Origin of the sequence: Micromonospora sp. RL09-050-HVF-A (assembly GCF_019374995.1) — a bacterium.
In the GTDB taxonomy this organism is placed as follows: Bacteria; Actinomycetota; Actinomycetes; order Mycobacteriales; family Micromonosporaceae; genus Micromonospora; species Micromonospora antibiotica.
Map to the genome: position 1 here is coordinate 3,839,644 of NZ_JAGKQP010000002.1, position 15,912 is coordinate 3,855,555.

The window sequence follows — 15,912 nt, forward strand, 5'->3', positions numbered from 1 at the left end:
GGACCGCGCCCGGCGGCGGGGCGGACCGCGCCCGGCGGCGGGGCGCACCGGTTCCGGCCACGGTACGGGCCGGTCAGGGGACGCGCCGGTGGCGTGGATCAGTTACAACCATGAGCGTGGAACGACACCCCCGCCGCCGGCTGCGGTCGGCCTCCGTGCAGATCGGCGCGCTCACCGCGCTGGCACTCGCCCTCTCCGGCTGCAACCTCACCTCCGACGACGACGATGACGACTGCGCCCTCGGGCCGGTCGGCGGCGGGGACACCGTGGCACTCGCCATGCAGGTGCCGACCGTCGGCATCGCCCCCCGGGCCGCCGCACCCGACCCGGTGGCCGGCGCGCTGCCGGAGCGCGGCGGCTTCGGCACCCATCTCGCCTCCTGCGGCGGCTGACGGTGCGCCGGGAGCGGGTCACCCCCCGCCCGGAGTTCGACGCGGTGATCCGCACCCAGGGCCTGGTGTACGTCGACACCGAACTGCCCGACGGCGAGATCATGTCGTACTGGGACGAGTCCGCCGCGTACGTCTTCGACCTCGACGAGGTGCTCCGGCTGGAGGAGGCGACCGAGGAGTTGCACCGGATGTCGGTGGCCGCCGCCGAGCACGTGGTGGCCCGCAACCGGTACGCCGAGTTCGGCATCCCCGACTGGGCGGCACAGGCGGTGGCCCGGTCGCTGCACGAACGCCCACCCACCCTGTACGGCCGGTTCGACCTGGCCTACGACGGCTCGTGGCCGCCGAAGTTGCTGGAGTACAACGCCGACACCCCGACCGCCCTGGTCGAGGCGAGCATCGTGCAGTGGTACTGGCTGGAGGACACCCGCCCCGACGCCGACCAGTGGAACAGCCTGCACGAGCGGCTGGTCGGGGCGTGGGCCAAGATCGGAGCGGGGCTGCACGACCGGCGGGTGCACGTGTGCTGGTCCAACGAGGAGGAGTCCGGCGAGGACCAGATCACCGCCGGTTACCTGGCCGAGACGGCCCGGCAGGCCGGGCTCGACGTGACGCTGCTGCCGATCCAGCACGTCGGCTGGGACGGCCGGCGCTTCGTCGACGCCGCCGACCGGCCGGTCACCACCTGCTTCAAGCTCTACCCGTGGGAGTGGATGCTGGCCGAGCCGTACGGCCGTCCGGCGTTGGAGCCGGGCACCCCGACCACCTGGATCGAACCGGCCTGGAAGCTGCTGCTGTCGAACAAGGCGCTGCTGGCGGTGCTCTGGGAGCTGTACCCGGGGCACGAGCTGCTGCTCCCGGCCTACCTGGACTCACCGCGCGGAATGCCGGAGTACGTGGCGAAGCCACTGCTCGGCCGGGAGGGCGGCTCGGTACGCATCGTCACCGGCGACACGGAGATCAGCAATCCGGGGATCTATGGTGACGAGGGCTTCTGCTATCAGGAGTTCCGGGCGTTGCCGCAGTTCGACGGGGGTCGGATGGTGCTGGGCAGCTGGATCGTCGACGGCGGGTCCGCAGGCGTCGGCATCCGGGAGAGCGAAAGTCTGATCACCGACGGTTACGCGCGCTTCCTGCCGCACTACATCGACGCGCCGCGTGCCGCATGAGTCGTCTACCGTTGGTCGGGTGAACTTCGACGCGTACGCCAGGACCGGGGTTGACCTAGTCAACGCCCACCTGGACGACCTCGACGACCTGCGGGCCCTCTTTCCGGACGACAACGCGTGGATGCGCGACGAGGTCGCCGACCGGGACCTGGCAATCTTCCGGCGGGCGCAGAAGCGGTTGCGCGACGTCTTCGAGTACGGCACCTCGGGGCGCGACGCCCAGGCGGTGGCCGAACTGAACGCCATGCTGGAGGCGTTCCCGGTGCAGCCGCGCATCTCGGGTCACGACTCCAGCGACTGGCACATGCACGTGACCAGCCGGGGCGCGTCGGTCAGCGCCGAATACCTGGCCGGCGCGGCGTGGGGCCTGTCGGTGTGGCTCTGCGAGTACGGCAGCGCCCGGTTCGGGGTCTGCGCCGACGAGCGCTGCCGCAACGTCTACCTGGACACCTCGTCCAACTGCTGCCGCCGGTTCTGCTCGGAGCGCTGTGCCACCCGCTCCCACGTCGCCGCCCACCGCGCCCGCAAACGCGCCGCCGAGCAACCCACCCTCACCCCGGTCCCCTGACCCCTCCCCCCGCCCTCTCCCCCCTTCCGCCCCGCTCGCCCCGCCCCGCCCCGGTGATCAAGAGCTTTGCGTCAGTTGACCAAGAGCTTTGCGTCAGATTCGGGCTCGGACATGACGCAAACCTCTTGATCACCGGGGCGAAGTGGGGGTGGGAGGGAGGGGAGGGGGTGGGTTAGGCGTTTAGGGGGGTGGGGGCGGTCAGGTGGGCGCGGGCGAAGGTGAGGGAGTCGCGGAGGTCGGCTTCGCGGACGGCGCGGCTCTTGGCGCCCCGGGTGGTGACCTCCACCGCGACCGAGCCGGTGAAGCCGCGGCCGGCCAGGGAGCGGAGCAGCTCGGCGCAGGGTTGGGTGCCCCGGCCGGGGACCAGGTGCTCGTCGCGGCCCTCCCCGGTGCCGTCGCCTAGGTGGACGTGGGCCAGGCCGGTACCCATCCGGTCGGCCATCGCCAGCGGGTCGCTGTGCGACGCGGCGCAGTGCGACAGATCGAGGGTGTACGCGGGATAGCCGACGTCGGTCGGGTCCCAACCGGGCGCGTACGGGACGAACTGCCGACCGGCCATCCGCACCGGGTACATGTTCTCCACCGCCAGGTGCAGCCCGGTGAACCGGGCGGCGATGGTGCCCAGCCCGTCGGCGAAGGTCCGGGCGTAGTCGCGTTGCCAGGTGAACGGCGGGTGCACCACCACCGTCGGGGCCTCCAGCGTGTCGGCCAGCTCGGCGGCCCGCCGCAGCCGCTCCCACGGGTCGGGGCTCCACACCCGCTGGGTGACCAGCAGGCAGGGGGCGTGCACCGACAGCACCGGGACGCCGTAGTGCTTGGCGAGGCCACGCAGCGCGCCGGCATCCTGGCTGACGGCGTCGGTCCAGACCATCACCTCGACCCCGTCGTAGCCGAGTGCCGCGGCGAGCTGGAACGCCGCCGCGGTCCGCTCAGGAAAGACCGAGGAACTGGACAGGAGCACCGGGACGCGGGAAGTCACATCCCCGAGGGTAGCCCGGCCCGCCACCACAGTTCCGGACGAGCAACCGCAAAAGCCGCGCAACCACCGGCGTACGTCACATCGGTGCCAGCTGATCCAACCGTCTGAGGATGACGCCCTCACGCAGCGCCCACGGGCAGATGTCCACCGCCGGCACATCGAACCGGCGCAGCACCGCCTCGGCCACCACCGCCCCGGCCAGCAGTTGGTGGGCCCGCCCGGCGCTGACCCCCTCCAGCTCGGAGAGCTTGCCCGGTGGGATGTGCCGGACGAACCCCAACACCTGCCGCAGCCCCGTCCGGGTGAGGCTGCGCCGCGCCCACAGCCCTGCCGAGGAGGGGGCCGCCCCGGCCAACCGGGCCAGCGTCCGGAAGGTCTTCGAGGTGGCGACCGGCCGTTCCCAGCCCACCCCGGCCAGTTTCTCCACCACCGGGTCGAGCTGCGCGTCGACGTACTCCCGTAACTCCTCCACGGCCTCGGCGGTCGGTGGGGTCAGCCCCGACGGGTCGACGTGCAGCCGGTCCCGGCTCAACCGGCCGGCCCCAACGGCAGCGACACCGCCACCTCCGGGTCCTCGTCGATGCCGGCCGCCAACTCCAACGAGCCGCCGCCGATGTCCATCGCCAGCAACCGCCCCGCCGACCAGCCGAACCACCGTCGCACCGCGAGGAACGTCGCCCGCGCCTCGTCCGCACCGGAGAGCACCTCCAGCCGTACGCCGGTCTCCTCCCGCACCCGGGTCAGCACCTCGGCCGCGTTGGTGGCCTCCCGCACCGCGCTGGTCGCGAAGGCCAGCAGGTCGTCGGCGGCCAGCGCGGTGGCCGACGCGCGCGCCGCGCCGACCGCCTCGACCAGCCCGTCGGCGCCGGCCCGGGTGAGCGCGCCGTCCGGGCCGATCTGCTCGGCCAGCCGCAGCACCACCTTCTCGGAGTGCGCCGCCCACGGGTGCGCGCCGTGGTGGGCGTCGACCACCAGCAGATGAACCGTGTTGGAACCGACGTCGAGCACACCCAGCCGCATGGGAAGACCCTAGGGCCACCGGGTTTCGGTGGCACGCCGGCCGGCCGCACCGGGCGCGCGTACGCTGGTCCGGGTGACGAGCCAGGTGGAGCTGCACGTGCTGGTGGACGACCCCGGCGACCCCCGCAGCCGGGAGGTCGGGCTGGACTTTCCCCGGGAGTGGATCGAGTTCGTCGACCCGGCCGACGAGCGGCACCTGGTCCGCGCCGACCTCACCTGGCTGCTGTCCCGCTGGACGTGCGTGTTCGGCCAGGGCTGCCACGGCATCGTCGCCGGCCGGGCCGCTGACGGCTGCTGCTCGCACGGCGCGTTCTTCACCGACACCGACGACGAGAAGCGGGTCCGCGCGGCCGTCAAGCGGCTCACCCCGCAGACCTGGCAGCACTTCCGCAAGGGTACGAAGAACTGGACCGCGACCGACACCATCGACGGCAAGAATCCGGCCCGGCGTACCGCCACCCGGGGTGAGGACGCCCCGTGCGTGTTCCTCAACGACGCCGACTTCCCCGGCGGAGGCGGGTGCGCCCTGCACGGCCAGGCGTTGCGCGACGGCGTGCACCCGCTGGAATACAAGCCGGACGTGTGCTGGCAGTTGCCGATCCGCCGGGACCAGGAGTGGACCAAGCGGCCCGACGACACCAAGGTGCTGGTGTCGACGCTCGCCGAGTTCGACAGGCGGGGCTGGGGTTCCGGCGGGCACGACCTGGACTGGTGGTGCACCTCGTCGACCGACGCGCACGTCGGCACCGAGCCGATGTACCTGTCGTACGGCCCGGAGCTGACCGCGCTGATCGGCGCACCCGCGTACGCGAGGCTGGCCGAGCTGTGCGCGGCCCGGCTGGGCCAGGGTCAGATCGCCCCGCACCCGGCCAGCCCGCAGGGGTGAACGCCGTGCACCGCCGGCCTACGGCTCGAACTTGTAGCCCAGCCCGCGCACGGTGACGATGAACCGGGGCGCGGACGGCTCCGGTTCGATCTTGGATCGCAGCCGCTTGACGTGCACGTCCAGGGTCTTGGTGTCACCGACGTAGTCGGCACCCCAGACCCGGTCGATGAGCTGCCCCCGGGTGAGCACCCGGCCGGCGTTGCGCAGCAGCAGCTCCAGCAGCTCGAACTCCTTGAGCGGGAGCTGCACGGTCGTCCCGTCGACGGTCACCACGTGCCGCTCGATGTCCATCCGGACCGGGCCGGCGGCCAGCGTCGGCGCACCCGACTCGGTCACCTCGGGGCTCTGCCGGCGCAGCACCGCCCGGATCCGGGCCACCAGCTCCCGGGGCGAGTACGGCTTGGTGACGTAGTCGTCGGCGCCGATTTCCAGCCCGACCACCTTGTCGATCTCGCTGTCCCGGGCGGTCACCATGATGATCGGCACGTGCGAGCGCTGTCGCAGCTGCCGGCAGACCTCCGTCCCGGACATCTCCGGAAGCATCAGGTCGAGCAGCACGATGTCCGCGCCGGTCCGGTCGAACTCGGTGAGGGCGGAGGTGCCCGTCGCGGCGACGGAGACCTCGAAACCCTCCTTGCGGAGCATGTACGACAAGGCGTCGGAGAACGACTCCTCGTCCTCGACCACCAGTACGCGGCTCAACGGGGTGTTTCCTTCCTACGGTCAGGACCGGCGCAGTTCGGCCGGGCCGGGCTCGATCCCAGCGGACGGCAGTATCGTCTCCAGGGCGTCCGGCGGGCCGGCGGGTAGCCGGAGGGTGAACGTCGAGCCCCCTCCCAGGGTGCTCGCCACCTCCACCCGGCCGCCATGGTTGCTGGCGATGTGTTTGACGATGGCCAGGCCGAGGCCGGTGCCACCGGTGGCGCGGGACCGGGCCTGATCGGCCCGGTAGAACCGTTCGAAGATCCGGTCGACGTCGGTGGGGGCGATGCCGATGCCCTGGTCGGTGACGGAGACCGTGACGTGGTCGTCGTCCGCCCGGGTGGTGACCCGCACGGTGGTGTCCTCGCCGGAGTAGGTGATCGCGTTCTCCACCAGGTTGGACACGGCGGTGGCGAGCTGGCTGTCACTGCCGTACGCGGTCAGCCCCCGCTGTCCTTCGGTGATCACCTGGACCCGGCGGGCGGCGGCCGAGGTGCGGGTCCGGTCGAGCACTTCGGCGATCACCCAGTCGACCGCGACGGGTTCCGGCGCGGGTTGCGGCTCGGCGCCCTGGAGCCGGGTCAGTTCCAGCAGCTCCTGCACCAGCCGGCCGAGCCGGGTCGACTCGTGTTGGATGCGTTCGGCGAACCGGCGGGCGGCAAGCATGTCCTCGGAGAGGTCGGGTGCGCCGTCGGCCGGTTCGGTGGCGTCGACGAGGGCTTCGGCGAGCAGTTGCAGCGCCCCGATCGGGGTCTTCAGCTCGTGGCTGACGTTGGCCACGAAGTCCCGCCGCACCCGGGCCAGCCGGTGCGACTCGGTGACGTCGGCGGCTTCGACGGCGATGTACCCGCCGCCGATGCCCATCGCCCGCAGGTGCACGCCGAGCGGGTTCTCCCCGGCGTTGTCGCGACCCCGGGGCAGGTCCAGCTCGATCTCGCGCCGCACCCCGGTCCGCCGGACCTGCCCGGCGAGGGTACGGATCAGCGGATGGGCCGCGATGGTGCCGGGGGTGGCGCCGGTACGGAGCAGTCCCATCGCCCGGGCGGCCGGGTTCACCAGCACCGGCACGTCGTCCGGGCCGAGCACCACGACACCGGCGCGGAGTGAGTCGATGGTCTTGCGGCCGAGCCCGGTCAGCCCGCCGGACTGGTCGTCGGGAATCGCACGCCTCCCCAGGTTCCAGCGGGAGCCCTCGCTCCCGGACGACGCCGCACGGCGTCGCCAGTCGTGGACGGTTCGCGACAGCAGCAGCCCGGCGACCAGTCCGGTCCCCAGGGCCACCACGATCGCCACCGCCCACTCCACCCGGCGATCGTAGGGTCATTGTTAACCTGGCTATCGCCCATAACAGGACGAACCACACTCGCTTTGGGAGAAATTCACTCCCGGGCCCCGCGTCGTTCACCCGGGTTCATCTGCGGTCCGTCGCCCCCGCCTACGGTGGGTCCCGCACCTGCTCAACCCGTACGCCGACGGTCCTCGGGGCTGCCGGCGGCACCGACCCCAGGAAGTGACGATGCGCGACGAGTTCCGGGCCGACCTGCAGATTGTCAGCCAACTGCTGGTGGACATGGCGGAGGGGGTGCGCGCCGCGATGCGCCAGGCCACCCGCGGGCTGCTCACCGCCGACCGCGAGGCGTCCGAGACCGTGATCGCGCGGGACGCCGAGATCGACGACCTCTACCAACACGTCGAGGAGCGGGTCTGCGACCTGCTCGCCCGGCAGGCGCCGGTCGCCTCCGACCTGCGCGCGATGATCACCGCCCTGCACGTCGCGGCCGACCTGGAGCGGATGGGCGACCTGGCCGACCACGTGGCGAAGACCGCCCTGCGCCGGCACCCGTCCCCGGCGGTGCCGGCCGAGCTGCGACCGGTCTTCACCGACATGGCGTCGGTCGCCGACCGGATGGCCGAGAAGATCGGCAAGGTGCTGGCCAACCCCGACGCCGACATCGCCGCCGAGTTGGACCGCGACGACGACGTCATGGACGACCTGCACAAGAGCCTGTTCGGCATGCTGCTCGGCGACGGGTGGCCGTACGGGGTGGAGACGGCGATCGACGCCACCCTGCTCGGCCGGTTCTACGAGCGGTTCGCCGACCACGCGGTGAACGCCGGCGAGCGGGTGGTCTACCTGATCACCGGGGAGACCGTCCCCGCCACGAGCTGACCCGCACCGCGCGACGGGAAGTGCTCCCCGCCCGGCGACCTCCGCCGGGCGGGGAGCACTTCACTGCGGGTCAGCGGCCCTGGTTGGCGACCGCGGCGGCGGCCTCCTTGGCGGCCGTCGGGTCGAGGTAGGCCCCGCCCAGGGTGATGGGGCGCAGCTGCGGGTCGAGGTCGTAGCGCAGCGGGATGCCGGTGGGGATGTTCAGCTTGGCGATCGCCTCGTCGGAGATCTGGTCGAGGTGCTTGACCAGGGCGCGCAGCGAGTTGCCGTGCGCCGCCACCAGGACGGTGCGGCCGGCGAGGATGTCCGGCACGATCGAGTCGTACCAGTAGGGGAGCATCCGCTCCACCACGTCCTTGAGGCACTCGGTGCGCGGCATCAGCTCGGTCGGCAGCAACGCGTACCGCGGGTCGCCCACCTGGGAGAACTCGTCGTCGTCGGCGATCGGCGGCGGCGGCGTGTCGTACGAGCGACGCCAGAGCATGAACTGCTCCTCGCCGTACTCGTCCAGGGTCTGCTTCTTGTTCTTGCCCTGCAGGGCGCCGTAGTGCCGCTCGTTGAGCCGCCACGACCGGCGCACCGCGATCCAGTGCCGGTCGGCGGCGTTCAGCGCCAGCTCGGCGGTGCGGATCGCCCGGCGCATCACGCTGGTGTGCACCACGTCCGGCAGCAGGTCGTGCTCCCGCAGCAGCTCGCCGCCACGGCGGGCCTCCGACTCGCCCTTGGCCGTCAGGTCGACGTCCACCCAGCCGGTGAAGAGGTTCTTCGCGTTCCAGTCGCTCTCGCCGTGCCGCAGCAGGACCAGCGTCCCGACGGTGGGTCCCTCGCTCGCAGTCATGCCGATCATCCTGCCGCACGCGGCGCGGGGACACGCGGGCAGTGGTGGTGACGACCACCACGTGGAAAACCGGGTGACCGGTGTCAGACCCCGGAACTAGGTTGTAAGGCGCTACGAGGGCAACAGTCATTACCTGAGCGGGGGCGCGGGCGTGCGGACGGTACGGGGTTGGTTCCGGGACACCACAGGCGGGCTACCGAGGACCTTCTGGTACCTCTGGACCGGCACCCTGATCAACCGGCTCGGTTCGTTCGTGCTGGTCTTCCTCGCCATCTACCTGACCCAGGCCCGCCACTTCTCCGCCGCCCAGGCCGGCCTGGTGATCGGCCTGTGGGGGGTCGGCGGCGCGGTCGGCACCACCGTGGGCGGCACCCTGGTCGACCGGTGGGGGCGGCGGCCGACCCTGCTCACCGCCCACCTGGGCGCGGCCACCATGATGCTGTCGCTCGGCTTCGCCCGGCCCCTCTGGGCGGTGGCGGTGGGTGCGCTGCTGCTCGGCACGTTCGCCGAGGCCGCCCGGCCGGCGTTCGGGGCCATGATGATCGACGTGGTGCCGGAGCGGGACCGGTTGCGCGCGTTCTCGCTCAACTACTGGGCGATCAACCTGGGCTTCGCCTGCGCCGCAGTGCTCGCCGGCCTTGCCGCCGAGGCCGGCTACCTGCTGCTGTTCGTGGTCGACGCGGCCACCACCCTGGCGACCGCGCTGATCATCTTCGTCAAGGTCGGCGAGACCCGCCGCGCCCCGACGACCAGCGCCGTCAAGGGTGCGACGAGCGGCCCGCCCCGGGTGGGTGCGCTGCGCACCATCGCCGCCGACCGGGTGTTCCTGGGGTTCGTCGTGCTCAACCTGTTCGGCGCGCTGGTCTTCCTCCAGCACATCTCGATGCTGCCGATCGCGATGGGCGACGCCGGGCTCTCCCCCGCCACCTACGGCTCGGTGATCGCGCTCAACGGGGTGCTGATCGTGGCGGGCCAACTCTTCGTCCCCCGGCTGATCCGGGGCCGGAGCCGCTCGCACGTGCTCGCCCTCGCCTCGGTGGTGATGGGCGTCGGCTTCGGGCTGACCGCGTTCGCCGACGCCGCCTGGTTCTTCGGGCTCACCGTGCTGATCTGGACGCTCGGCGAGATGCTCAACTCCCCGTCCAACGCCACCCTGATCGCCGAACTCTCCCCGGCCGAGCTGCGGGGCCGCTACCAGGGTGTCTTCTCGCTGTCCTGGCAGGTTGCCGGGGCGGTCGCCCCGGTGCTCGGCGGGGTGGTCCGGGAACACGCCGGCAACGGCGCGCTCTGGCTGGGCTGCGCCGCGATCGGCATGGCGACCGCGCTGGCCCACCTGCTCTCCGGGCCGGCCCGGGAACGTCGGGCGGCCCGCCTGCGCCACCCCGGGGCCCCGGTCGTGCCGGTCACCGCCGTCCAACCGCCTCCCCCGCAGTCGGCCGAGGCCGCCGCGACCGCACCCGCCGAGCCGGTCGGCGCCCGCACCCCCGCCTGAGTACGACACCAGCGCGCCCACCCGAGCCGGCCCGAACACGGCGGCTCACCCGGGTGGACGACCCGGACCCGCCCGGGACCGCACCGGGCAGTCGCGAGAGCGTAGGCATACCCCATCAGCGTCCTTTGGAGCTGATGACGCAAACGACTCACCTCACCGGGAGGTGTGTACCCGCATCGGGCAGGCGGACCACGTGGGTGAGGTGCCACCGCCCCTGAATCGTCAACGGCATCAGCTCGAAAGGACGCACCCGGGGCTACCCGCACCCGGTCGACGGCCCGGCAACACAGGCCCAGCGATCTCGTGGGGCAGGTCATCTGCTCGCTACCCGCGCCGGACCTGGCACCGCCCGCCCACACGGGTCCGGCGGACACCACGACGTGGCGCTACCCGCCCACCCGGGCCTGGCACCGCCCGCCCACGAAGGAACCGGCAACGGCAGAGCGCCCACCGCGACCGGAAGTCGCGGTGGGCGCTCGTACCGCCTGCCCGGCGGCGGCGGGCGACCCTCACCCCCGTAAGCGTCGCCCGCTCGCGCCGCCGGTTCCCGGGTGGCACCGTCCCCCAACGGTGTGCTCCACCCGATGCGCGCCTCGCCCGGTGCACGGATCTGATCGATCCGCCGCTCCCCCGAACGTTTCCGAGCGTGACGCGGTGCAATAAAGTTAGTTCGCCCAGATTCCGGATTCAACCCGCGAGCACTGTTCCGCCGGTCACAGCACCGGCCGTCCCAGCTGCGCTGACGCCGTTTCCGGGTCTCGTGACTGCCAACACGCGGCTACCCGGCAGCGATTCCCGCAAACCCCTCACCCGTCTTCCCGATCGGGTGATTCGGTGCGGAAGAAGTTGCTCTGCCGGCCGTCCCGCAGCTGCTCCTGGAAGATCAGGTTCAGCCTGCGGCTGTCGAACGTCCGGAACCAGTCGTCCCAACTGACCACCCGCACCTGCCGGCTCTGCCGGTAACCCGGAAGGTCGAACGTGAGGACCCCCGGCCGGCCCGCCCGCTCGGTGCCGACGATGGTGGCCGGCCTGGCCCCGCGTGCCGCGGCCCAGTTCCGGATCACCTGGTGGTTGGTGGTGACCAGGCTGCGCCCCGGGCGTTCCGGCCGGTCCGCCGGGGAGGTGATGAGCTGCGAGGACCGTACCGACCGCGAGGTGGCCCGCCCGGTACGCACGCCCGCAGCGCGGGTGGCGGCCCTTGCCGGTGCCGCCTTCGCTCCCGGCCGCGACAGGGCGGCTCGTCCCGACCGGGACACCGCCGTCGCCTTCGCCCGGGACGGGGCTGACGTCTTCGCCCTGGACGCCGCCGGCGTCTTCGCCCGTGCCGAGGTCCCCCGTCGGGTGGAGGTGCCCTTACCGGCACCGGTCGCCCCGGCGCTCTTCCTGGCCGGCGCCCGGCCGGACGGGCCGGTGCTGCGTCGGGCGGCACCGCCGGCCCGACCCTCCGCGCGCAACGTCCGCGCGAGCGTCTTCACCAGGTCCGGCTTGCGCAACGCGGAGATCCCGGAGACTCCCCTGCGGCGCAACTGACCCCGGATGTCGTCGACCCTCATCCGGGAGATCTCCGACTCGGAGATGCCCGGCGTGTTCGGGGTCTGGTTGCCGGCCTGACGCGTGGTCCTGGTCGCCGACGCGCCGCGACCTGAGCTGTTCCGCTGAGCCATGACACGCTCCTCGACAGTCCGTCCTCGGCCTGCGGCGGGTCCCACACTGCCGCACCGCAGCGGTGCGGCATACCCGTCAGGACCGGTCCGAACCTCCCGAGGACGGGGTGAAGAGGTGGGCGAAGGCGGCGAGGTTAGCGGTCGACTCGCCCCGCTTGACCCGCCACTCCCACTCCCGGCGGATCGAACTGCCGAAGCCGATCTCCAGCATGGTGTCGAAGGACTCGTCGGCATAACTGAGCACCGCACCGAACAACCGGTCCAGCTCGTCGGCGTCGACGCCGGACGGGTTGACCCGGCCGGTGAGGTAGACGTCCCCGACCGCGTCGATCGAGAACGCGACGCCGTACATCCGGGCGTTGCGTTGCAACAGCCACGCCCACAGCTCCTCGCGCCGCTCGTCGGGCTGGCGCATCACGAACGCCTCGACCCGCAGCGCGTGCTCGCCGACGATCAGGTTGCAGATCGTCTTGAGCTTGTGGGTGCCGGGCAGGGTGACCGCGTACGACCCCTCGCCGGTGGCCTCCCACTCCAGCTCCCGCTCGGTGCAGACCGCCTCGATCAGGGCCGCCAGCTCGCTCTTCGCGCTCATCGGACCCACTCTACGGCCGGGGTGACGAACCCACCGGACAGCGCCCGGTCACCGCACCCCCGGTCCGGTGACCGCGCCACGGATCCGGCCCGGTCACCAGGATCCGGTCAGGGCCGGCCCCTCGGCCAGCCGGGCCGCCAACCGTGCCCGGTGACCGGTGACCGCCTCGCCGTACACGGCGAGCAGCCCGGACACGGTGCGTTCCCAGGAGAAGCTGCGGGCGTGCCGGGCCGCCCCCCGACCCAACGCCTCCCGGCCCACCCGGTCGGGCAGCAGCCGGGCCAGCGTACGGGCCCAGTCGGTCGGGTCGTGGCCGTGCACGAGCACGCCGCTGACCTCGTCCCGCACAGCGGTCACCAGGCCACCCACGGCGGCGGCCACGACCGGGGTGCCGCAGGCCTGCGCCTCCAGGGCCACCAGCCCGAAGGACTCGTTGTGCGAGGGCACCGCCACCAGGTCGGCGGCCCGGTAGAGGGCGGGCAGGTCGTCCCCGGTGCGCGGCGGCAGGAACCGGACCCGGTCGGCGACCCCCAACGAAGCGGCCAGCTCGATCAGCGAGGTGGGCCGGTCCAGGCCGCTGCCGCTCGGGCCACCACAGATCACCACGGTCACCTGCTCGGCGAGGGCCGGATCGCGCTCGCGTAACGCCGCGACCGCACGGACCAGCACGTCGGGGGCCTTCAGTGGCTGGATCCGGCCGACGAACGCGACGACGTACCCCTCGGTGGGCAGGCCCAGCTGGCGGCGGGCGGCGCGGGTCGCGGCGGCCCGGTCCCCGACGGCGGGACGGAACCGGTCCAGGTCCACCCCCGGTTCGACGACCGCGACCCGGGCCGGGTCGGCGGCGTAGCGGTCGATCAGGTCGGACGCCTCCACCCGGGTGTTCGCCACCAGCCGGTCGGCCTCGGCGACGACCTGCTCCTCACCGATCACCCGGGCCTTCGGCTCCGGCCGGTCACCGGCCGCGAGCTGGGCGTTCTTCACCTTGGCCAGGGTGTGCGCGGTGTGCACCAACGGCACCCCCCAGCGCTCCTTGGCCAGCCAGCCGACCTGCCCGGACAGCCAGTAGTGCGAGTGGATCAGGTCGTAGTGCCCCGGTGGGCGGGCCGCCTCGGCACGCAGCACCCCGGCGGTGAAGGCACACAGCTGACCGGGCAGCTCCTCCTTGGTCAGCCCCTCCAGCGGGCCGGAGGTGACGTGCCGGACGTGCACGCCGGGGGCCATCTCCACCACCGGTGGCAGGTCACCCGAGGTGGCCCGGGTGAAGATCTCCACCTCGACGTTCGCCTCGGCGAGCCGCCTGGCGACCTCCAGGATGTAGACGTTCATGCCGCCCGCGTCGCCGGTGCCCGGTTGGTGCAGCGGCGAGGTGTGCACCGACAGGGTGGCGATGCGACGGGGCCGGGGCCACGGCAGGGCACCTCGCTGACGACCGACACCGATGTGCTGATCCGCCACGTCCGCTCCCTCTGTCACGGTTGATGCCGTCCCGCACGACCGGCGCTCCTCGGTCAACCTTCACGCCGGATGCAATCTTCCCCATCGGGCTTCGGAAATACCTCGCCCCGGGTCGCGGGCGTGACGGACCTCATCACGGGACCCGGGGCGGCCAGCCCCGCTGCCAGGGTGAGAATGGCCGGATGACCTCTGTCGCGATCGTCACCGGGGCGTCCAGCGGGATCGGCGCGGCCACCGCCCGCCGGCTCGCCGCCGAGGGTTTCCACGTGCTCGCCGCCGCCCGCCGCACCGACCGGCTCGCCGACCTGGTCGCCGAGATCGCGGCGGCCGGCGGCAGCGCCACCGCCGTGGCCTGCGACGTCACCTCCGACGAGTCGGTGGCCGGGCTGGCCCGCGCCGCCGCCGACGCCCCCGGGCCGGTCACCCTGCTGGTCAACAACGCCGGTGGGGCCCGTGGGCTCGACCCGGTGGAGTCCGGCTCGGTCGCCGACTGGCAGTGGATGTACGACGTCAACGTGCTCGGCACGCTGCGGGTCACCCAGGCCCTGCTGCCGGCCCTGGAGCGCTCCGGGACCGGGACGGTCGTGGTGGTCTCGTCCACCGCCGGTTTCACCGTCTACGAGGGTGGGGGCGGCTACAGCGCGGCCAAGCACGCGCAGACCGCCGTGGCGGGCACCCTGCGGCTGGAGCTGTGCGGCCGACCGGTCCGGGTGGTCGAGATCGACCCCGGGATGGTCCGCACGGACGAGTTCAGCCTGAACCGGTTCGGCGGGGATGCCGGGAAGGCCGACGCCACCTACGCCGGGGTCGCGCAGCCGCTGGTGGCCGAGGACGTCGCCGAGTGCATCGCCTGGTGCGCCACGCTCCCCCACCACGTCAACGTGGACCGGTTGGTGGTCCGCCCGCTGGCCCAGGCCGCCCAGCACAAGGTGCACCGGGTCGGGCAGTGACCCGGGATGGCTGACCGGGGCCGGCAGCGGCCGGTGGGGTTGGTGACCCGGGATGGCTGACCGGGGCCGGCAACGGCCGGTGGGGTTGGTGACCCGGGGGACGACGAACCCGAACCGGCTCCGCCGGGTCGACAACTGGATCGTCGAGACCTGCGGCGACCGGTTACGGGCCGCCGCCGACCCGCTGGTGGTGGACCTCGGTTACGGTGCCACCCCGGTCACCGCCGTCGAGCTGCGCGACCGGCTGGCCGCCCGGGTCCGCCCCGACGTCCGGGTGGTCGGCCTGGAGATCGATCCGGTACGGGTGGCCGCCGCCGCACCGGCCGCCGACCCACCGGGGTTGACGTTCGCCCGGGGCGGCTTCGAACTGGCCGGGTTACGGCCCACCGTGGTCCGGGCGTTCAACGTGCTCCGCCAGTACGACGAGCGCGAGGTCGCCGACGCCTGGCGGACGGTCACCGACCGGCTCGCCCCCGGCGGGGTGCTGGTCGAGGGCACCTGCGACGAGTTGGGCCGGCTGGCCGGCTGGCTGCTGATCGACTCCACCGGCCCCCGGACGCTGACCCTGGCCGCCCGGCTGGCCACGCTGGAGAGCCCGGCCCGGTTGGCCGAGCGCCTACCGAAGGCGCTGATCCACCGCAACGTGCCGGGTGAAGGCATCCACGCCCTGCTCCGCGCCCTGGACGACGCCTGGCACGCCGCCGCCGGGCTGGCCCCGTTCGGCCCCGCCAACGCTGGCTGGCCGCCGTCCACACCCTCCGGTCCACCGGCTGGCCCGTCCTAGACCGCCCCCACCGCTGGCGCCACGGCGAACTAACCCTCCCCTGGCCCGCCATCACCCCCACCTGACCACCCCACCCGCACCCCCACACCCCACACCCCACCCCGCGCCCCCGCCCCCGCCTGCCCGTGTTGATCAAGAGCTTTGCGTCAAAATCCGCCAACGGCATGACGCAAACCTCTTGATCACCCGACCAGTCGGCCCGGCCCGCCCCGCCCCGACGGGGCGGCACCGGTGATCAAGAGGTTTGC

14 protein-coding genes and 2 pseudogenes are annotated in these 15,912 nt (G+C 72.8%); 8 read left to right on the forward strand and 8 right to left on the reverse strand.

The window, feature by feature from the left end:
- Positions 1–110: 110 nt before the first annotated feature.
- The 3 genes from J7462_RS16720 to J7462_RS16730 are packed head-to-tail and all read left to right on the forward strand — an operon-like array spanning position 111 to position 2,129.
- Positions 111–392: a hypothetical protein gene (locus J7462_RS16720; protein ID WP_255597755.1), complete on the forward strand. Its 282-nt coding sequence runs from the start codon at positions 111–113 to the stop codon at positions 390–392.
- Positions 393–394: 2 nt separating this feature from the next.
- A complete protein-coding gene (locus J7462_RS16725; RefSeq protein ID WP_219464870.1) occupies positions 395–1,561 on the forward strand; it encodes a glutathionylspermidine synthase family protein in 1,167 nt (388 codons plus the stop codon).
- 19 nt (positions 1,562–1,580) lie between these two features.
- Positions 1,581–2,129 (forward strand): CGNR zinc finger domain-containing protein, encoded by a 549-nt coding sequence (locus J7462_RS16730; protein ID WP_208568315.1) that lies wholly within the window; start codon positions 1,581–1,583, stop codon positions 2,127–2,129.
- A gap of 172 nt (positions 2,130–2,301) precedes the next feature.
- On the opposite strand, the gene J7462_RS16735 is transcribed toward J7462_RS16730, so the two are convergent.
- Entirely contained in the window at positions 2,302–3,108 is an 807-nt protein-coding gene (locus J7462_RS16735) for a sugar phosphate isomerase/epimerase (protein ID WP_219464871.1), read from the reverse strand.
- Positions 3,109–3,184: 76 nt separating this feature from the next.
- Positions 3,185–4,128, reverse strand: a pseudogene (locus tag J7462_RS16740) (Ppx/GppA phosphatase family protein).
- 73 nt (positions 4,129–4,201) lie between these two features.
- Between J7462_RS16740 and J7462_RS16745 the strand changes: the two are divergent.
- On the forward strand, positions 4,202–5,014 hold the full coding sequence (locus J7462_RS16745; protein WP_219464872.1) for a hypothetical protein: 813 nt from the start codon (positions 4,202–4,204) through the stop codon (positions 5,012–5,014).
- Positions 5,015–5,032: 18 nt separating this feature from the next.
- On the opposite strand, the gene J7462_RS16750 is transcribed toward J7462_RS16745, so the two are convergent.
- Together J7462_RS16750 and J7462_RS16755 are read right to left on the reverse strand one after the other, a co-directional pair.
- Positions 5,033–5,716, reverse strand: a complete 684-nt coding sequence (locus tag J7462_RS16750) for a response regulator transcription factor (protein ID WP_091242387.1) — start codon at positions 5,714–5,716, stop codon at positions 5,033–5,035.
- 21 nt (positions 5,717–5,737) lie between these two features.
- Positions 5,738–7,021, reverse strand: coding sequence for a cell wall metabolism sensor histidine kinase WalK (locus J7462_RS16755; RefSeq protein ID WP_219464874.1), 1,284 nt, complete (start codon positions 7,019–7,021; stop codon positions 5,738–5,740).
- Positions 7,022–7,232: 211 nt separating this feature from the next.
- On the opposite strand from J7462_RS16755, the gene phoU reads away from it, so the two are divergent.
- Positions 7,233–7,886 (forward strand): phosphate signaling complex protein PhoU, encoded by a 654-nt coding sequence (gene phoU, locus J7462_RS16760; RefSeq protein ID WP_219464876.1) that lies wholly within the window; start codon positions 7,233–7,235, stop codon positions 7,884–7,886.
- A gap of 70 nt (positions 7,887–7,956) precedes the next feature.
- Here the strand turns inward: phoU and J7462_RS16765 are convergent, their stop codons facing one another.
- Positions 7,957–8,724: a phosphoglyceromutase gene (locus J7462_RS16765; RefSeq protein ID WP_208567913.1), complete on the reverse strand. Its 768-nt coding sequence runs from the start codon at positions 8,722–8,724 to the stop codon at positions 7,957–7,959.
- A gap of 151 nt (positions 8,725–8,875) precedes the next feature.
- Here J7462_RS16765 and J7462_RS16770 point away from each other — a divergent pair, with 151 nt between their 5' ends.
- Positions 8,876–10,216 carry an MFS transporter gene (locus tag J7462_RS16770; protein WP_219464877.1) on the forward strand — a complete coding sequence of 447 codons (1,341 nt, stop codon included), beginning with the start codon at positions 8,876–8,878 and terminating at the stop codon, positions 10,214–10,216.
- 806 nt (positions 10,217–11,022) lie between these two features.
- On the opposite strand, the gene J7462_RS16775 is transcribed toward J7462_RS16770, so the two are convergent.
- The 3 genes from J7462_RS16775 to mshA form a co-directional block, all read right to left on the reverse strand.
- A complete protein-coding gene (locus J7462_RS16775; protein WP_219464878.1) occupies positions 11,023–11,880 on the reverse strand; it encodes a hypothetical protein in 858 nt (285 codons plus the stop codon).
- 76 nt (positions 11,881–11,956) lie between these two features.
- A complete protein-coding gene (locus J7462_RS16780; RefSeq protein WP_208567910.1) occupies positions 11,957–12,472 on the reverse strand; it encodes a YbjN domain-containing protein in 516 nt (171 codons plus the stop codon).
- Between the two features lie 93 nt (positions 12,473–12,565).
- Positions 12,566–13,930 carry a D-inositol-3-phosphate glycosyltransferase gene (mshA, locus tag J7462_RS16785; protein WP_219464879.1) on the reverse strand — a complete coding sequence of 455 codons (1,365 nt, stop codon included), beginning with the start codon at positions 13,928–13,930 and terminating at the stop codon, positions 12,566–12,568.
- Positions 13,931–14,112: 182 nt separating this feature from the next.
- Between mshA and J7462_RS16790 the strand changes: the two genes are divergently transcribed.
- Complete coding sequence (locus J7462_RS16790; RefSeq protein WP_219464880.1) at positions 14,113–14,880, forward strand: SDR family oxidoreductase; 768 nt, start codon at positions 14,113–14,115, stop codon at positions 14,878–14,880.
- Between the two features lie 52 nt (positions 14,881–14,932).
- Positions 14,933–15,729 (forward strand): annotated as a pseudogene (locus tag J7462_RS16795) (class I SAM-dependent methyltransferase).
- Positions 15,730–15,912: the final 183 nt, after the last annotated feature.